A 16,238-nucleotide genomic window follows, 5' to 3' on the forward strand; every position below is an offset into this window, starting at 1 on the left:
ATCATCCGGCTTTCTTCGATGACGGCAGGGCAAAGCCCGATACCGAGCGCCGCATTTCGCTGGCCATTTTCGCCAGGTTGCCGATGCTTTCAGCGGTGGCCGATGTGCCCGAGGTGGTCTGCGAAGTGGTCTGCTGAATGACGGTCATGATCTGCGAAATCTGCCCGGCAGACTCGGCCTGTTGGTGGGCGGCGTCGGTGATACTTTCGATCAGCTCGGCCAGCACCCTGGACACCCCTTCGATTTCCCCCAGCGCCACCCCGGCGTCCTGCGCCAGGCGTGCGCCACGCACCACTTCGCTGGTGGTCTGCTCCATGGAGATAACCGCCTCGTTGGTGTCGTTCTGGATGGCCCGGACCAGCGTTTCGATCTGCTTGGTCGCAGACGACGAACGCTCGGCCAGCCGCTGCACTTCGTCGGCTACCACGGCAAACCCCCGTCCGGCATCGCCCGCCATCGACGCCTGAATAGCGGCGTTCAAGGCCAGGATGTTGGTCTGGTCGGCAATGTCGTCGATCAGGCTGACGATGTCGCCAATCTCCTGGGATGACTCGCCCAGACGTTTGATGCGCTTGGAGGTGTCCTGAATCTGCTCGCGAATGTTGTCCATGCCGTGAATGGTGTTTTGCACGACCTCGTTGCCTTTATTGGCAATTGTCACGGAACGCTCCGCCACGGCCGAGGACTCCGAGGCGTTGGTCGAAACCTGATCGATGGACGCCGCCATGTCGTTGATCGCTGTCGACGCCGCACTGATCTGCAACGCCTGATGCTCTGAGGCAGCCGACAATTGCATGGCCGTCGCCTGGGTTTCGGTCACCGCTGCCGCCACCTGCTCGGCGGTCAGGTTGATGGTCACCACCAGCTCGCGCAACTGGTCGATGGAGTAATTGATGGAGTCGGCAATCGCCCCGGTGAAGTCCTCGGTCACCGAGGCCGTGACCGTCAGGTCGCCGTCGGCGAGGTTCTCGATCTCGTCCAGCAGGCGCATGATCGCCGTCTGGTTGCGCTCGCTCTTCTGCGCGGTTTCGCGCAACTGGCGATTGGTCTCGCGCACCATGACCAGACCGATGAGGATGATCGAGGCCAGTGCCAGCAAGCCCAGCACATAGCCGCCGACGGTGTTCACGGTGCGGCGCTTGGCGAGGTTTTCCAGGCTGTTGGCGAGTACCGAGGTTTCATCCAGCAGGGTTTGTGAGGTGTTGAAGATGTTGCCCGAGGCCTCGCGCACCTGATACAGCTCGGGCGAGGTTTCGAGAATCTCGTCCACGGAGCCTGAGACGAATTCGAACAGTTCGGCGATCTCCGCCAGCCGCGCCCGCGCATCGCGGTCCTCGACCTGGGAGATGCGCAGCGTGGCGTTGCCCTCCAGCATGCCGTTAAGCACACGCCCGAACTGGCTGGCATCGCGGCCAAAGGCATCGGCGGCCTGCACAGCCGTTTCATCGCCAGCCAGCACGGTGTTGACCGAGCCGAGAATCCGTTCTGCGAGTAATGCCTGGCGTTGCGCAACCACCACCTGTGCGGCAGGGGCACGGCTTTGCAGGAGGTTCTCGACGACTTTTTCGTATTCGGCCTGCAATTGCGGAATGGTTTCGGCCAGCGTCGCCGCCACCTGATGCAGCGACAGAACGGTTTGTTCGCTGGCCAGAATCACGTCGGTGCTCTTGCGCAGCCCTTCCCAGTCACGTTGCACGGTGCGCAATTCGTCGCGTATCAGATCAGGAGCCGCAGGCAGGCCGGTGGCCGGGTCGCCTTTTCTCAGGTAGCCCCAGCGCACGTCGAAATCATTGCGCGCATCGGCCAGCAACTTGAACGCCTGGGTTTTGCCGGCAGCCGCTTCGGTGGCGTTTTTCGCGATGCGTTGCGACAGGACGCGCAGCTCACCGGCATGCCCGATGTACTGTTTGTCGTAGTTGGACTGAGTGTTGAGGTAGGCGAAGTTGGCGAACAGCAACATGATGAAAACGATAAGCGCCACGAACAGCAGAATAATCTGCGTCCGGCTTCTTGCGCCTTCCCTTGACCGGTCTGTACTACTCATTAATCAGGCCCCCGCCTGGATCAATTGTGAAACACACCAGGCCCGACATGCTAGGACGCCAGGTCCATGAAATCCGCAGACTGCACCAGCGCCCACGGGCTGAATATCTGCCACGCCTGCTCGCGGATAAATTGCCCGCGCAGGAACGGCACCATACGCTGATCCATGTCCTGCGGGGTCTGGGGTATGAGGCTCAACTGACTGAAACGTTGCATGCCGAACACTTCATCGACCAGCAGACCGGCAAATACGTCATGATGCTCGACCACCAGCACCCGGCGCTGTTTGCGCACCGGCGCCAGTTCGTGGCCGAAAAACCCGCACAGATCCATGAGTGGCAGCAACCGACCGCGCAGATTGGCGATACCCGCCACCCAGAACTTCACACCGGGCATTACCGCATGATGGGGTTCGTGAAGGATTTCGGCGATCTCGCCAATCGGCGCGACAAAGCGTTGCTCGCCCATGCGAAAGCCGATGCCGACCCAGTCCTGCTGATGGGCTTCCTGCAGCGGCAGGCCCGCCGCCAGCGAACGACAGCGTCGATCCATATCCAGAAGCAGTTCAAAAGCGGTGCGCGGCTCGGCCATGGCGATTCCGGCAATCAGCCGGCCAGCACCGCATTCAGGGTTTTCATCAGGGTTTCTTCGTCCACCGGCTTGGTCAGGTAATCCCGCGCGCCCTGGCGTTTGCCCCAGACCTTGTCGGTCTCCTGATCCTTGGTGGTGATCATGATCACCGGGATCATGCTGGTGTCGGCATCCTTGGTCAGCTGGCGCGTGGCCTGAAAACCGTTGAGCCCCGGCATGACGATATCCATCAGCACGGCATCGGGCTTTTCCTGACGGGCCAGGGCCACGCCATCAGCACCGTTTTCGGCCTTGAGCACTTCATGACCGTGCTTTTCCAGCATGCCGGTGAGTTTGTACATTTCAGTCGGCGAGTCATCGACGATCAATATTCGAGCCATGGGTGTTCCCCGTCAGATTACGAGCGCGCTACATCAGGCGCGGGCGTCATGATATGTGTTGTTCTGCTGCAACGAAGCCCGGCACATGAGCCTTGATCGCGCTGAGCAGTTCTTCCTTGCTGAAAGGCTTGGTCAAAAACTGATCGGAACCGACAATCCGCCCCTTGGCCTTGTCGAACAGGCCATCCTTGGAGGACAGCATGATGACCGGCGTCGACTTGAATGCCCGGTTGTTCTTGATCAGCGCGCAGGTCTGATAACCGTCCAGACGCGGCATCATGATATCGACGAATATGATTCGCGGGTGGTTATCGGCAATCTTGGCCAGCGCGTCGAAACCGTCTATCGCAGTGATGACTTCACAACCTGCGTTCTTGAGCAGTGTTTCGGCGGTGCGGCGGATGGTCTTCGAATCATCGATGACCATGACTTTCAGGGCGGAGGCGTGTTGTTCCATAGCTGCTCTTCCATCGCCGCAGCGAATTTTTGCGCATTCTGCGAGGCACTGGGAGCCTGACGGTATCGCTTCGTTGATCGACTGGGACCGAAGACCGGATGCCGAGCCTTTTTAGCACACTCTCCAGACGCAATCCATAAAGTGCACCTTGGCGCATCGCGGCAGGCCTGCCCCTTGACCGGGAGCAATCGGAGCGCCACCCTGATGCCAATTTTACGGCCGTTGCGGCCCTTACCGATCAGAGGATATTGCCCATGAGCGTTCGCCTAGGGATTGTCATGGACCCCATTGAGCGCATTTCCTATAAAAAGGACAGCTCGCTGGCCATGCTGCTTGCCGCCCAGGAACGCGGCTGGTCACTGTTCTATATGGAACAGAAAGACCTGTATCAGAACGCTGGTCAGGCCCGCGCACGCATGAAGCCGCTCAAGGTATTTGCCGATCCGGCCAAGTGGTTCGAGTTCGAAGCCGAAGTCGACGCAGGTCTCGACGACATGGACGTGATCCTGATGCGCAAGGATCCGCCGTTCGATATGGAATTCGTCTACGCCACTTACCTGCTGGAGCAGGCCGAGCGTGCCGGGGTACTGGTGGTCAACAAGCCGCAGAGCCTGCGCGACTGCAACGAGAAGCTGTTCGCCACACTGTTTCCGCAGTGCACACCGCCGACGCTGGTCAGCCGCCGCGCGGACATCATCCGTGAATTCGCCGAACAGCACGGCGACGTGATCCTCAAGCCGCTGGACGGCATGGGCGGCGCGTCGATCTTCCGCCACCGTGCGGGCGATCCGAACCTGTCAGTGATCCTCGAAACCCTGACCGCCCACGGCACGCAGCAAATCATGGCGCAGGGTTACCTGCCGGCCATCAAGGACGGCGACAAACGCATTCTGATGGTCGATGGCGAACCGGTCCCGTATTGCCTGGCGCGCATCCCGGCAGCCGGCGAGACGCGTGGCAACCTGGCGGCAGGTGGACGTGGCGAGGCCCGTCCGTTGAGCGACAAGGACCGCTGGATCGCCGAACAGATCGGCCCGACCCTGCGTGAAAAAGGCCTGCTGTTCGTCGGCCTCGACGTGATTGGTGAGCACCTGACCGAAATCAACGTCACCAGCCCGACCTGCATCCGCGAGATCGACAACGCCTTCGGCACCAACATTGGTGGCCTGCTGATGGACGCGATCGAGAAGAAGCTGCAAGCGCGCAAGGGCTGATCAGCCGCTGACGCCGCTGGCCACGGGCAACACCGTGCGCCACGGCGCCAGATCGATTCCCTTGGTCCGATCCGCAGCAGAGTGGCGCGGCACATTGCGTTATCATGCGCCACCTGTAACACGACACGGATTTTGACATGCAGGCTGACGAGATGCTGAACCGCCAATGACATCCATGGCCAACAACGACCTCCCCCTGGAACTCGCCAACGCCGGTGTGCGCCCTGCCGATCGCCTGGGTTTTACCATGATGATCGCGGCGCTGATTCACCTCGCGGTGATCCTTGGCGTGGGCTTCACCTATGTAAAGCCGGAGCAGATCTCGCAGACGCTGGAAATCACCCTGGCCAGCTTCAAAAGCGAAGAAAAGCCCAAACAGGCTGACTTTCTGGCGCAAGACGATCAGCAGGGCAGCGGCACTCTGGACAAGGCCGAAACGCTCAAGACCACTGAGCTGGCGCCCTATCAGGACACCAAGGTCAACAAGGTCACGCCGCCCCCGGCCAGCAAGCCGGTGGTCAAACAGGAAGCACCTAAGACTGCCGTCGCGACCACCGCGCCCAGTCAGCAGAAAACCGTTGCCAAGCGCGATGAGGTCAAGCCCGAGCCCACCACCAAGGCCGCACCGACCTTCGACAGCTCGGAACTGAGCAACGAAATTGCCAGCCTCGAAGCCGAACTGTCGACCGAACAGCAGCTTTACGCCAAGCGCCCGAAGATCCACCGCCTCAATGCGGCATCGACCATGCGCGACAAAGGTGCCTGGTACAAGGATGACTGGCGCAAGAAGGTCGAGCGGGTCGGAAACCTGAACTATCCTGAGGAAGCACGACGCAAGCAGATCTACGGTAATTTGCGACTTCTTGTGTCAATCAATCGGGACGGCTCGTTGTATGAAGTGCTGGTGCTCGAATCTTCAGGACAGCCTTTGCTGGATCAGGCCGCACAGCGGATCGTGCGTCTGGCGGCGCCTTTTGCGCCGTTCACCGGCGATCTGGCGGATATCGATCGACTGGAGATCATTCGCACCTGGAAATTTGCACGCGGAGACAAGCTGTCAAGCAACTGAACTTTTTGCCAGCTGACGCCCGACACACACACGTGTCAGTTGTCAGCCGGGCAAGGCAACGCCAAACTAGGGCTCATGAAAAAAGTCTCTCCGAGTTATCTCAAGCATCATTTCCTCATCGCCATGCCTCATATGCACGATGAGAACTTTGCTCAGACCTTGACCTACATTGTCGAGCACAACGCCAATGGCGCCATGGGGCTGGTGATCAACCGCCCGCAAAGCCTGACCCTGGCCGATGTGCTCGAACAACTGCGACCGGAGCTTCCGGCGCCGAGACACTGCCAGGACATCGTCATTCATACCGGCGGGCCGGTGCAGACCGATCGCGGCTTTGTCCTGCATCCCAGCGGCCAGACCTTTCAGGCCACGGTCAATCTTCCGGGCGGGATTTCCTTGTCGACCTCTCAGGATGTGCTGTTCTCCATCGCCGATGGCTACGGGCCTGATCAAAATGTGATCACCCTGGGTTACGCGGGCTGGGACGCCGGTCAACTGGACGCTGAAATGGCCGACAATGCCTGGCTGACCTGTTCGTTCGACCCGGCCATCCTGTTCGATGTCGACAGCGAGCAGCGTCTGGATGCTGCCGCCAGACGCCTGGGCATCAACCTCAACCTGATCTCGACCCAGGCGGGGCACGCTTGATGGCCGCCTTACGGCTGCTGCTGGGCATTGATTACGGCACCAAACAGATCGGCGTTGCGGTCGGCCAGGCGATTACCGGCCAGGCACGTGAACTCTGTACGCTCAAGGCGCAGAATGGCGTGCCGGACTGGGACAAGGTCCAGGCGCTGATCAACGAATGGAAACCTGATGCGATCGTGGTGGGCCTGCCGTTGAACATGGACGGCACGCCCAGCGACATGAGCGCGCGCGCGGAAAAGTTTTCGCGCAAGCTCAACGGACGCTTTGGTGTAACGGTCTACACCCATGATGAACGCCTGACCACCTTCGAAGCCAAGGGCGAGCGCATGGCGCGCGGCGGCCAGAAAGGCAGCTATCGCGACAATCCGGTGGACGCCATTGCCGCTGCGCTGTTGCTGCAAGGCTGGCTGGATGAGCACCCCGAACTATTGAATGTGTGACTTTTTCTGCCTTTATCGCTTCGAGATACCCGGATTCCACGTTATCGCTTGAGCATCGCGCCACGGACCAGACTGTGTAAAAACGTCACGAGCGAAGGCAAGACAAGGCAAAAACAGGCGAAAAAGCGGAGTCTAGGTGTTCTAAATGAGCATTTTTCGCCTGTTTTTAACGCAGTATTGCCAAGCGCAGTAGTTTTTACACAGTCTGGGAAGGACGCTGCCCGAGCCTCAAAGGAGCAACCATGAGCCTGCCCGATCCCGCCGAACTGATTCGTCAGATGGCCACTGACCTGAACGCTCACCTGAGCAAGCGCGGCATCAGCGACCCTCGTTTCATCGGCATCCGCACCGGCGGTGTCTGGGTTGCCCAGGCGCTGCTCAAGGCACTGAACAACCCCGCTCCGCTGGGCACGCTGGACGTTTCGTTCTATCGCGATGATTTCAGCCAGAACGGCCTGCACCCTCAAGTGCGCCCTTCTGAACTGCCGTTCGAGATCGAAGGCCAGCACCTGGTGCTGATCGATGACGTGCTGATGAGCGGCCGTACTGTCCGTGCCGCACTCAACGAACTGTTCGATTACGGCCGCCCGGCCAGTGTCACGCTGGTCTGCCTGCTGGACCTGGACGCCGGTGAACTGCCGGTACGTCCGAACGTGGTCGGCGCCACCCTGGCGCTGGCACCGAATGAACGCATCAAGCTGTCCGGCCCCGAGCCGCTGGCGCTCGAACTTCAAGACCTCTCCACCGCCCTTTAAGAGTCCATTGCGATGACGCCTCTCGACGCCAAGCGCCCGCTGCAGCTCAACCACCTGGGCCAGCTGCGCCATTTCCTGTCTCTGGACGGCTTGCCCCGCGAGCTGCTCACCGAAATTCTCGACACGGCCGACTCGTTCCTCGAAGTCGGCGCCCGGGCGGTCAAGAAAGTCCCGTTGTTGCGCGGCAAGACGGTGTGCAACGTGTTCTTCGAGAACTCCACGCGCACCCGGACCACTTTTGAGCTGGCGGCCCAGCGCCTGTCAGCCGACGTGATCACGCTGAACGTCTCGACCTCGTCCACCAGCAAGGGTGAAACGCTGTTCGACACCCTGCGCAACCTCGAAGCGATGGCCGCCGACATGTTCGTCGTGCGCCACGCGGATTCAGGTGCGGCGCACTTCATTGCCGAGCACGTATGCCCGGACGTCGCGATCATCAACGGCGGCGACGGCCGCCATGCTCACCCGACCCAGGGCATGCTCGATATGCTGACCATCCGCCGCCACAAGGGCGGTTTCGAGAACCTGTCGGTGGCCATCGTCGGTGACATCCTGCATTCACGGGTGGCACGCTCCAATATGCTCGCGCTCAAGGCGCTGGGCTGCCCGGATATCCGCGTGATCGGGCCGAAAACCCTGCTGCCGGTGGGCGTCGAACAATACGGGGTCAAGGTCTACACCGACCTCAACGAAGGTTTGAAGGACGTGGACGTGGTCATCATGCTGCGTCTGCAGCGCGAACGCATGACCGGTGGCCTGCTGCCCAGCGAAGGCGAGTTCTATCGCCTGTTCGGCCTGACCACTGCGCGTCTGGAAGCCGCGAAGCCGGATGCGATAGTCATGCACCCCGGCCCGATCAACCGCGGCGTGGAGATCGAATCGGCAGTGGCCGACGGCGCGCATTCGGTGATTCTCAATCAAGTGACTTACGGTATCGCGATCCGCATGGCGGTGCTGTCCATGGCCATGAGCGGACAGAACGCACAACGCCAATTCGAACAGGAGAACGCCCAGTGAAGCTCAGCATCCTCGGCGCTCGCGTCATCGACCCGGTCAGCGGGCTGGATCAAATCACTGACCTGCACCTCGAAGCAGGCAAACTCAGCGCCATCGGTTCGGCACCGGCGGGTTTCGAGCCCACCCAGACCATCGACGCTACCGGGCTGGTTGCAGCACCGGGCCTGGTCGACCTCAACGTATCACTGCGCGAGCCGGGCTACAGTCGCAAGGGCAGCATTGCCAGCGAAACCCGCGCGGCGGTGGCAGGCGGCGTGACCAGCCTGTGCTGCCCGCCACGTACCAAACCGGTGCTCGACACCTCGGCGGTGGCCGAGCTGATTCTGGATCGCGCCCGTGAGGCCGGGTTCAGCAAGGTGTTCCCCATCGGGGCGCTGAGCAAGGGCCTGGAAGGCGAACAGCTGGCAGAACTGATCGCCCTGCGCGACGCAGGCTGCGTGGCCTTCGGCAACGGCCTGAGCAGCTTCAGCAACACCCGCACGCTGTGCCGGGCGCTGGAATATGCGGCGACCTTTGACCTGACGGTGATTTTCAACTCGCAGGATCGTGATCTGGCCGAAGGCGGTCTGGCGCACGACGGTCCGACGGCCAGCTTCCTGGGCCTGGCGGGCATTCCCGAGACGGCCGAGACCGTGGCGCTGGCTCGCGACCTGTTGCTGGTCGAACAGAGCGGTGTACGCGCGCACTTCAGCCAGCTGACCAGTGCACGTGGTGCGGCGCTGATTGCCCAGGCGCAGGCGCGCGGTCTGCCGGTGACGGCGGATGTCGCGCTGTATCAGTTGATTCTGACTGACGAGGCGCTGATCGACTTCTCCAGCCTCTATCACGTGCAGCCGCCACTGCGCACCCGCGCTGACCGCGATGGCCTGCGTGAAGCGGTGAAGAGCGGTGTCATCCAGGCGATTTCCAGCCATCACCAGCCGCACGAACGCGATGCCAAGCTGGCACCGTTTGGCGCTACGGAGCCAGGCATCAGCAGCGTCGAACTGCTGCTGCCGCTGGCCATGACGCTGGTGGATGACGGTCTGCTGGACCTGCCGACCCTGATCGCCCGCCTGAGCAGCGGCCCTGCCGCCGCGCTGCGCCTGCCAGCCGGCAAACTGAGTGCAGGAGCGCCGGCAGACATCGTCCTGTTCGACCCTGCCGCCTCGACGGTTGCCGGCGAGACCTGGCTGTCAAAAGGCGAAAACTGCCCCTTCATCGGCCACTGCCTGCCCGGCTCGGTACGCTACACACTGGTGGATGGACGGATCAGCTACAGCCGTTGAGCCCGCTCCGGGCTCTCGCTCCCGCACAGAGCGCTCATCGTTATACACAAGTCCGCTTTTGATTCTGGCCGAAGGCCGTAGGAGCGAACTTGTTCGCGAAGGGTTTCGACTATCGTGCGACGCTCCGCGTCGGCATGCCGTTCTGGACGCTCTGCGTCCGGTCTTGAGCATGCGGCGCGGCGCAGATTTGTGACGCGGAGCGTCACGACAGGCATTCCCACGCAGAGCGTGAGGAACGATAGGTGTCCGGGCCGCGCTCTGCGTCAGCCCTTCGTCCCAGCCTTACCCGCGTCGGGCGTTCTTCATCGAGATCTGGTCATTCAATGTCCAGAAGTCATAGAGGATGCCGACCAGAAACAACCCGCCGGTAAACAGGTAGATGATCCCGGTGATCCACTTGCCCTGGTACATGCGGTGTACACCGAAGAGACCGAGGAAGGTCAACAGCACCCACGCCACGCTGTAGTCGGTGGAGCCAGGTGTAAAGCGCAGGTCGGCGTCACGGTCCATCGACGGGATCAGGAACAGGTCGATCAGCCAGCCGATGCCAAACAGACCGAATGTGAAGAACCAGATGGTCCCGGTGACCGGCTTGCCGTAGTAGAAGCGATGCGCTCCCAAGAACCCGAAAATCCACATCAGGTAGCCCATGACCTTGCTGTGTGTGTCTGAACGATAGGCGTTCATTTTTGCCCTCTTTGTGCTGATAGAAAAAAATACATAACAAAATTGTGACTTGGTTTCCCTATTCCGACGTATGGCACATGAGGCGGTTTAATGCCGCCAAGCCCTTGTCGCTAAAGGGATTGGGCCAAAAAAAGAAAGAGTCTGTCGCATAAAACGCAATGATGCCACTGTGATGCGCTCGACAAATGGGGTCAGTTTTTTTCAAAAAGCTGTTATAAAGTTGCGCGCTGACCACCATGAGCCCTGCCGAATGCGTCCTTTTTTCAAGACATGGCTAACCATTTGCCTATTTATGCCTCTGGCCGCCCACGCCACCAATCGTGAGCAACAACTTCCTGCGAGCTTCTCGGGCTACACAGCCAAAAGCCACTCTTCATCGGCACTCGCGACTCGCAATGCACCCCAGGAAGCCACCACCACCCGAACTCAGTACGGCACTGGTACCCACGCCGTCCAGAAGCCGCTTTCACGCAAGAACGCCAAGAAAGTCGCGGCCTTGCAGGCTTCTGCCCCTGCCAAGCAAGGCAACGCCGTTGTAAAGCGCGCCTTGCAGGCTGTGGGCACGCCTTATCGCTGGGGTGGCAACACGCCCGGTAAAGGCCTGGATTGCAGCGGACTGGTCAAATACGCCTACACGGATGTCCGTGAGGTCGACCTGCCACGCACCTCCAATGCCATGGCCCAGGGTCATGGTCAAACGGTGGATCGCAAGGACCTGAAACCCGGTGATCTGCTGTTCTTCAACATCAAGAGCCGCAACATCAACCACGTCGCCATTTACCTGGGCGACAACAAGTTCGTTCATGCGCCGCGCCGTGGCAAGGCCGTAACTGTCGATACGCTGAACAAACCGTATTGGAACAGCCACTACAAGATTGCCAAGCGTGTGTTGCCCAAGCAGACAGGGCAGATGCGTGTCGTTCAGCGCTGATCCTGGCCAGAATCTACGGTCTGCAAGCTGCATCTGAAAAAGGGGTCTTGAACGCGTTCAAGACCCCTTTTTCGTTCCTGCAGCATCCCCGTGATCAGAAGTTATCCGGCACCTTGGCGCGTTCGCGTGCGCTTTCGCGGGTGATCAGCCCCTTCTTCACCAGATCGGCCAGACACATGTCCAGCGTCTGCATGCCCATCGAGCCGCCCGTCTGGATCGACGAATACATCTGCGCCACCTTGTCCTCACGGATCAGGTTACGGATCGCCGGGGTGCCCATCATGATTTCGTGCGCCGCCACGCGTCCACCGCCGACCTTCTTGAGCAACGCCTGCGAGACCACGGCGTGCAGCGATTCGGAGAGCATCGAGCGAATCATCGATTTTTCCTGAGCCGGAAACACGTCGACGATCCGGTCGATGGTCTTGGCCGCTGACGTGGTGTGCAGCGTGCCGAATACCAGATGGCCGGTCTCAGCAGCGGTCAGCGCCAGGCGGATGGTCTCCAGGTCACGCATTTCACCGACCAGAATCACGTCCGGGTCTTCACGCAACGCCGAGCGCAGCGCCTCTGAGAAGCCCAGCGTGTCGCGGTGCACCTCGCGCTGGTTGACCAGGCACTTCTTCGACTCGTGGACGAATTCGATCGGGTCCTCGATGGTCAGGATATGGTGATGCTTGTTGCAATTGAGGTAGTCGATCATCGCCGCAAGGGTGGTCGACTTGCCTGAACCGGTCGGCCCGGTGACCAGAATCAGGCCTCGCGCCACGTCGGTAATCTTGCGAAACACATTGCCCATGCCCAAGTCTTCCATACTCAGGATTTTCGAGGGAATGGTCCGGAATACCGCGCCGGCACCGCGATTCTGGTTGAAGGCGTTGACCCGAAACCGCGCCACGCCCGGCACTTCAAAGGAAAAGTCGGTTTCCAGACGCTCTTCGAAGTCTTGCCGTTGCTTGTCGTTCATGATGTCGTAGATCAGCGCCTTGACCTCCTTCGCGTCCAGCGGGGGCAGATTGATACGCCGTACATCGCCGTCGACGCGGATCATCGGCGGCAGACCTGCAGAGAGGTGCAAGTCCGACGCGCCCTGTTTGGCACTGAAGGCCAGCAGCTCGGTAATATCCATACAGCTCCTCAATCACATAGAATGCCGCAGACTTTAGCCCTGCTGGCGCAAATCAATGTCTACGATAGCAGCGAACATTTCAACGCTCGAACAGCGAATTCGCGACGCAGCGCTTGCCGCTGAGCGCGATCCGGCGTCCGTCGGCCTGCTGGCGGTGAGCAAAACCAAGCCCGCCAGTGACCTGCGTGAAGCTTACACCGCAGGTTTGCGCGATTTTGGCGAAAATTATCTACAGGAAGCACTGGGCAAACAGCTCGAACTGAGCGACCTGCCCTTGTGCTGGCACTTCATTGGCCCCATTCAATCGAACAAGACGCGAGCTATCGCAGAGAACTTCGACTGGGTACATTCCGTGGACCGCCTGAAAATCGCTCAACGCCTGTCCGAGCAACGCACCGAAGCGCTTGAACCGCTGAACATCTGCATTCAGGTGAACGTCAGTGGCGAAGCCAGCAAGTCGGGCTGCACGCCTCAGGACCTGCCTGCACTGGCCGCTGCCATCATCGCCCTGCCGCGACTCAGGTTGCGCGGCCTGATGGCCATCCCCGAGCCCACAGACGATCCTGCGGCGCAGGATGCATCTTTCGCCGCAGTGCGCACGCTGCAGGAGCAGTTGAACCTGCCGCTCGACACACTTTCCATGGGCATGAGCCACGACCTGGAAGCCGCCATTGCACAAGGCGCGACCTGGGTACGCATCGGCACCGCTCTTTTTGGTGCCCGCGACTATGGCCAGCCATAACCTCTTCATAAGGACCCCTTCATGAGCAAGACCCGTATTGCCTTCGTCGGTGCCGGAAACATGGCCGCCAGCCTGATCGGCGGCCTGCGCGCCCAGGGCGTGGAGGCGGCACTGATCAGTGCCAGTGCGCCGGGTGCCGAAACCCGCGAGCGCATCGCCAACGACCACGGTATCAAGGTATTCGCTGACAACGCCGAGGCGATCCAAGGCGCCGACGTGGTGGTGCTGGCGGTCAAGCCGCAGATGATGAAAGACGTCTGCCAGGGCTTGAAGTCCAGTCTCGAACCTCACCAGCTGATTGTTTCGGTCGCGGCCGGCATCACCTGCGCCAGCATGACGCAATGGCTGGGCGAGCAGCCGGTGGTGCGTTGCATGCCCAACACGCCCTCGCTGCTGCGTCAGGGGGCCAGTGGGCTGTACGCGACCGACAACGTCACGTCCGAGCAGCGTGAACAGGCCGAGACATTGTTGGCCGCGGTCGGCGTTGCGGTCTGGGTCGAGCAGGAAAAACACATGGACGCTGTCACGGCAGTGTCCGGCAGCGGTCCGGCGTATTTCTTTTTGATGATGGAGGCGATGACCGCGGCAGGCGTGAAACTGGGGCTGCCGGAGGACATCGCTAAAAAGCTGACCCTGCAAACAGCGCTGGGCTCGGCCTTGATCGCGACCGGCAGTGATGTGGACGCAGGCGAACTGCGGCGGCGTGTCGCCTCACCGGGCGGGACCACCGAGGCCGCCATCAAGGCATTCCAGGCGGGCGGTTTCGAGGCACTGGTGGAAACGGCACTGACCGCCGCAGACCATCGTGCAGCCGAGCTGGCTGAACAACTGGGCAAATAATTTTCGGGTTTTCTGGAGCAGATCGATGATCGGATTGAACACCGCTGCAATTTACGTCCTGCAGACGCTTGGCAGTCTTTACCTGCTGATCGTGCTGTTGCGCTTTGTCCTGCAACTGGTACGGGCCAACTTCTACAACCCGCTGTGCCAGTTCATCGTGCGCGCCACCCAACCGCTGCTCAAGCCGCTGCGGCGCATCATCCCCAGCCTGTTCGGGCTGGACATGTCGTCGCTGGTGCTGGCGATCATCGTGCAGATGATCCTGATGGCCCTGACCCTGCTGCTGATGTTCGGCACCACGGGCGACCCGCTGCACCTGCTGCTGTGGTCGATCATCAGCGTCACCGCGCTGTTCCTGAAGATCTTCTTCTTTGCCCTGATCATCAGCGTGATTCTGTCGTGGGTCGCACCGGGCAGCCATAACCCTGGCGCGGAACTGGTCAACCAGATCTGCGAACCGGCGCTGGCACCGTTCCGCAAGATCGTCCCGAACCTGGGCGGCCTGGACATCTCGCCGATCCTCGCATTCCTGGTACTCAAGCTGCTGGACATGCTGGTCATCAACAACCTCGCCGCCATGAGCGGCATGCCGGATGTGCTGCGGCTGTTGATGTAAGCACTCTTGTTCCCACGTTCCAATGCTCGACGTTACACACAAGTCCGCTTTTGATTCTGGCCGTAGGCCGTAGGAGCGAACTTGTTCGCGAAGGGGTAGGTACATCCAAAGAGGATATATCGACCCAAGCAACGCCTTCGCGAACAAGTTCGCTCCTACAACAGCCTTAACTATCGTGCCGTTGATTTACGTCTCACAATATCCCTTATTGCCGCTGCACCCCGCGGTCTTTAGACTTACGCCTCATTCACGCGAGAGCAGGGTCGATGCCCACGGTATTCCCCCACGATTCTGTCGGACTGGTCACACCGCAAACGGCGCATTTCAGCGAGCCTCTGGCGCTGGCCTGCGGTCGTTCGTTACCAGCCTATGACCTGATTTACGAAACCTACGGTCAACTCAACGCCGCACGCAGCAATGCCGTGCTGATCTGTCATGCGCTGTCCGGGCATCACCATGCCGCAGGTTTCCACAGCGCCGATGACCGCAAACCCGGTTGGTGGGACAGCTGTATCGGTCCCGGCAAGCCTATCGACACCCAAAAATTCTTCGTCGTCAGCCTCAACAACCTGGGCGGTTGCAATGGCTCCACCGGGCCGAGCAGCATTGACCCGGACACCGGCAAGCCGTTCGGCGCCAACTTCCCGGTGGTGACGGTCGAAGACTGGGTCAACAGCCAGGCCCGGCTGGCCGATCTGCTCGGTATCGACACCTGGGCTGCGGTGATTGGCGGCAGCCTGGGCGGTATGCAGGCGCTGCAATGGACCATCAGCTATCCGCACCGCGTGCGCCACTGCCTGGCAATCGCCTCGGCGCCCAAGCTGTCGGCGCAGAACATCGCGTTCAACGAGGTGGCCCGCCAGGCCATTCTCACCGACCCGGAATTTCACGGTGGCTCGTTCCAGGAGCGCGGTGTGATTCCCAAGCGCGGCCTGATGCTGGCGCGGATGGTTGGGCACATCACCTACCTGTCGGATGACTCGATGGGCGAGAAATTCGGCCGTGGCCTGAAGAGCGAAAAACTCAACTACGACTTCCACAGTGTCGAGTTCCAGGTCGAAAGCTATCTGCGCTATCAGGGTGAGGAGTTTTCCGGGCGTTTCGACGCCAATACCTACCTATTGATGACCAAGGCACTGGATTACTTCGACCCTGCGGCAAACTTCAACGACGACCTGGCCAAGACCTTCGCCAACGCCACCGCCAAATTCTGCGTGATGTCGTTCACCACCGACTGGCGCTTCTCGCCGGCCCGCTCGCGGGAACTGGTGGACGCGCTGATGGCCGCGCGCAAGGACGTCTGCTACCTGGAAATCGACGCACCGCAGGGCCACGACGCTTTTCTGATCCCGATTCCGCGCTACTTGCAGGCTTTCGGTAATTACATGAACCGAATTTCGTTGTGAGGACG

At 60.6% G+C, this 16,238-nt stretch carries 18 protein-coding genes; 12 read left to right on the forward strand and 6 right to left on the reverse strand.

What is annotated here, in order from left to right; all coding sequences use genetic code 11:
• Position 1: 1 nt before the first annotated feature.
• Genes JOE29_RS22175 through pilG form a run of 4 tightly spaced genes read right to left on the reverse strand, consistent with a single transcriptional unit; the run spans position 2 to position 3,471 of the window.
• Positions 2-2,044, reverse strand: coding sequence for a methyl-accepting chemotaxis protein (locus tag JOE29_RS22175; protein ID WP_003414357.1), 2,043 nt, complete (start codon positions 2,042-2,044; stop codon positions 2-4).
• Between the two features lie 50 nt (positions 2,045-2,094).
• Positions 2,095-2,634 carry a chemotaxis protein CheW gene (locus JOE29_RS22180; protein ID WP_003316742.1) on the reverse strand — a complete coding sequence of 180 codons (540 nt, stop codon included), beginning with the start codon at positions 2,632-2,634 and terminating at the stop codon, positions 2,095-2,097.
• A 14-nt stretch (positions 2,635-2,648) separates the two neighbouring features.
• On the reverse strand, positions 2,649-3,014 hold the full coding sequence (gene pilH / locus JOE29_RS22185; protein WP_003316741.1) for a twitching motility response regulator PilH: 366 nt from the start codon (positions 3,012-3,014) through the stop codon (positions 2,649-2,651).
• A 46-nt stretch (positions 3,015-3,060) separates the two neighbouring features.
• A complete protein-coding gene (gene pilG / locus JOE29_RS22190) occupies positions 3,061-3,471 on the reverse strand; it encodes a twitching motility response regulator PilG (protein WP_002551738.1) in 411 nt (136 codons plus the stop codon).
• A gap of 254 nt (positions 3,472-3,725) precedes the next feature.
• Between pilG and gshB the strand changes: the two genes are divergently transcribed.
• The 7 genes from gshB to JOE29_RS22225 all read left to right on the forward strand — a co-directional run bounded on the left by gshB (position 3,726) and on the right by JOE29_RS22225 (position 9,882).
• Positions 3,726-4,685 carry a glutathione synthase gene (gene gshB, locus JOE29_RS22195; RefSeq protein WP_103362850.1) on the forward strand — a complete coding sequence of 320 codons (960 nt, stop codon included), beginning with the start codon at positions 3,726-3,728 and terminating at the stop codon, positions 4,683-4,685.
• 166 nt (positions 4,686-4,851) lie between these two features.
• The gene (locus JOE29_RS22200; RefSeq protein ID WP_003316738.1) at positions 4,852-5,754 is read left to right on the forward strand and encodes an energy transducer TonB; all 903 of its coding nucleotides are present in this window, start codon (positions 4,852-4,854) and stop codon (positions 5,752-5,754) included.
• Positions 5,755-5,829: 75 nt separating this feature from the next.
• Positions 5,830-6,402: a YqgE/AlgH family protein gene (locus JOE29_RS22205; RefSeq protein WP_003392236.1), complete on the forward strand. Its 573-nt coding sequence runs from the start codon at positions 5,830-5,832 to the stop codon at positions 6,400-6,402.
• Entirely contained in the window at positions 6,402-6,842 is a 441-nt protein-coding gene (ruvX, locus tag JOE29_RS22210) for a Holliday junction resolvase RuvX (RefSeq protein ID WP_002551734.1), read from the forward strand. The genes JOE29_RS22205 and ruvX overlap by 1 nt, the downstream gene beginning before the upstream one ends.
• 242 nt (positions 6,843-7,084) lie before the next feature.
• Positions 7,085-7,597 (forward strand): bifunctional pyr operon transcriptional regulator/uracil phosphoribosyltransferase PyrR, encoded by a 513-nt coding sequence (gene pyrR / locus JOE29_RS22215; RefSeq protein WP_003316735.1) that lies wholly within the window; start codon positions 7,085-7,087, stop codon positions 7,595-7,597.
• Between the two features lie 12 nt (positions 7,598-7,609).
• Positions 7,610-8,614, forward strand: a complete 1,005-nt coding sequence (locus tag JOE29_RS22220) for an aspartate carbamoyltransferase catalytic subunit (RefSeq protein WP_003316734.1) — start codon at positions 7,610-7,612, stop codon at positions 8,612-8,614.
• The gene (locus JOE29_RS22225; protein ID WP_003366140.1) at positions 8,611-9,882 is read left to right on the forward strand and encodes a dihydroorotase; all 1,272 of its coding nucleotides are present in this window, start codon (positions 8,611-8,613) and stop codon (positions 9,880-9,882) included. The genes JOE29_RS22220 and JOE29_RS22225 overlap by 4 nt, the downstream gene beginning before the upstream one ends.
• 282 nt (positions 9,883-10,164) lie before the next feature.
• On the opposite strand, the gene JOE29_RS22230 is transcribed toward JOE29_RS22225, so the two are convergent.
• Positions 10,165-10,569, reverse strand: coding sequence for a TM2 domain-containing protein (locus tag JOE29_RS22230; RefSeq protein WP_003345171.1), 405 nt, complete (start codon positions 10,567-10,569; stop codon positions 10,165-10,167).
• A gap of 250 nt (positions 10,570-10,819) precedes the next feature.
• Between JOE29_RS22230 and JOE29_RS22235 the strand changes: the two genes are divergently transcribed.
• Entirely contained in the window at positions 10,820-11,500 is a 681-nt protein-coding gene (locus JOE29_RS22235; RefSeq protein ID WP_016567009.1) for a C40 family peptidase, read from the forward strand.
• A gap of 94 nt (positions 11,501-11,594) precedes the next feature.
• On the opposite strand, the gene JOE29_RS22240 is transcribed toward JOE29_RS22235, so the two are convergent.
• Positions 11,595-12,629 (reverse strand): type IV pilus twitching motility protein PilT, encoded by a 1,035-nt coding sequence (locus JOE29_RS22240; RefSeq protein ID WP_003345166.1) that lies wholly within the window; start codon positions 12,627-12,629, stop codon positions 11,595-11,597.
• Between the two features lie 55 nt (positions 12,630-12,684).
• Here JOE29_RS22240 and JOE29_RS22245 point away from each other — a divergent pair, with 55 nt between their 5' ends.
• From JOE29_RS22245 to JOE29_RS22260, 4 genes are all read left to right on the forward strand, one after another.
• A complete protein-coding gene (locus tag JOE29_RS22245; protein WP_103362847.1) occupies positions 12,685-13,371 on the forward strand; it encodes a YggS family pyridoxal phosphate-dependent enzyme in 687 nt (228 codons plus the stop codon).
• A 21-nt stretch (positions 13,372-13,392) separates the two neighbouring features.
• Positions 13,393-14,211: a pyrroline-5-carboxylate reductase gene (gene proC, locus JOE29_RS22250; RefSeq protein ID WP_024683364.1), complete on the forward strand. Its 819-nt coding sequence runs from the start codon at positions 13,393-13,395 to the stop codon at positions 14,209-14,211.
• Positions 14,212-14,236: 25 nt separating this feature from the next.
• Positions 14,237-14,827: a YggT family protein gene (locus tag JOE29_RS22255; RefSeq protein ID WP_003345162.1), complete on the forward strand. Its 591-nt coding sequence runs from the start codon at positions 14,237-14,239 to the stop codon at positions 14,825-14,827.
• Positions 14,828-15,093: 266 nt separating this feature from the next.
• Positions 15,094-16,233, forward strand: a complete 1,140-nt coding sequence (locus tag JOE29_RS22260; protein WP_003316725.1) for a homoserine O-acetyltransferase — start codon at positions 15,094-15,096, stop codon at positions 16,231-16,233.
• Positions 16,234-16,238 lie beyond the last annotated feature (5 nt).

This window comes from Pseudomonas sp. PvP009 (assembly GCF_017832995.1).
Lineage (GTDB): Bacteria > Pseudomonadota > Gammaproteobacteria > Pseudomonadales > Pseudomonadaceae > Aquipseudomonas > Aquipseudomonas syringae.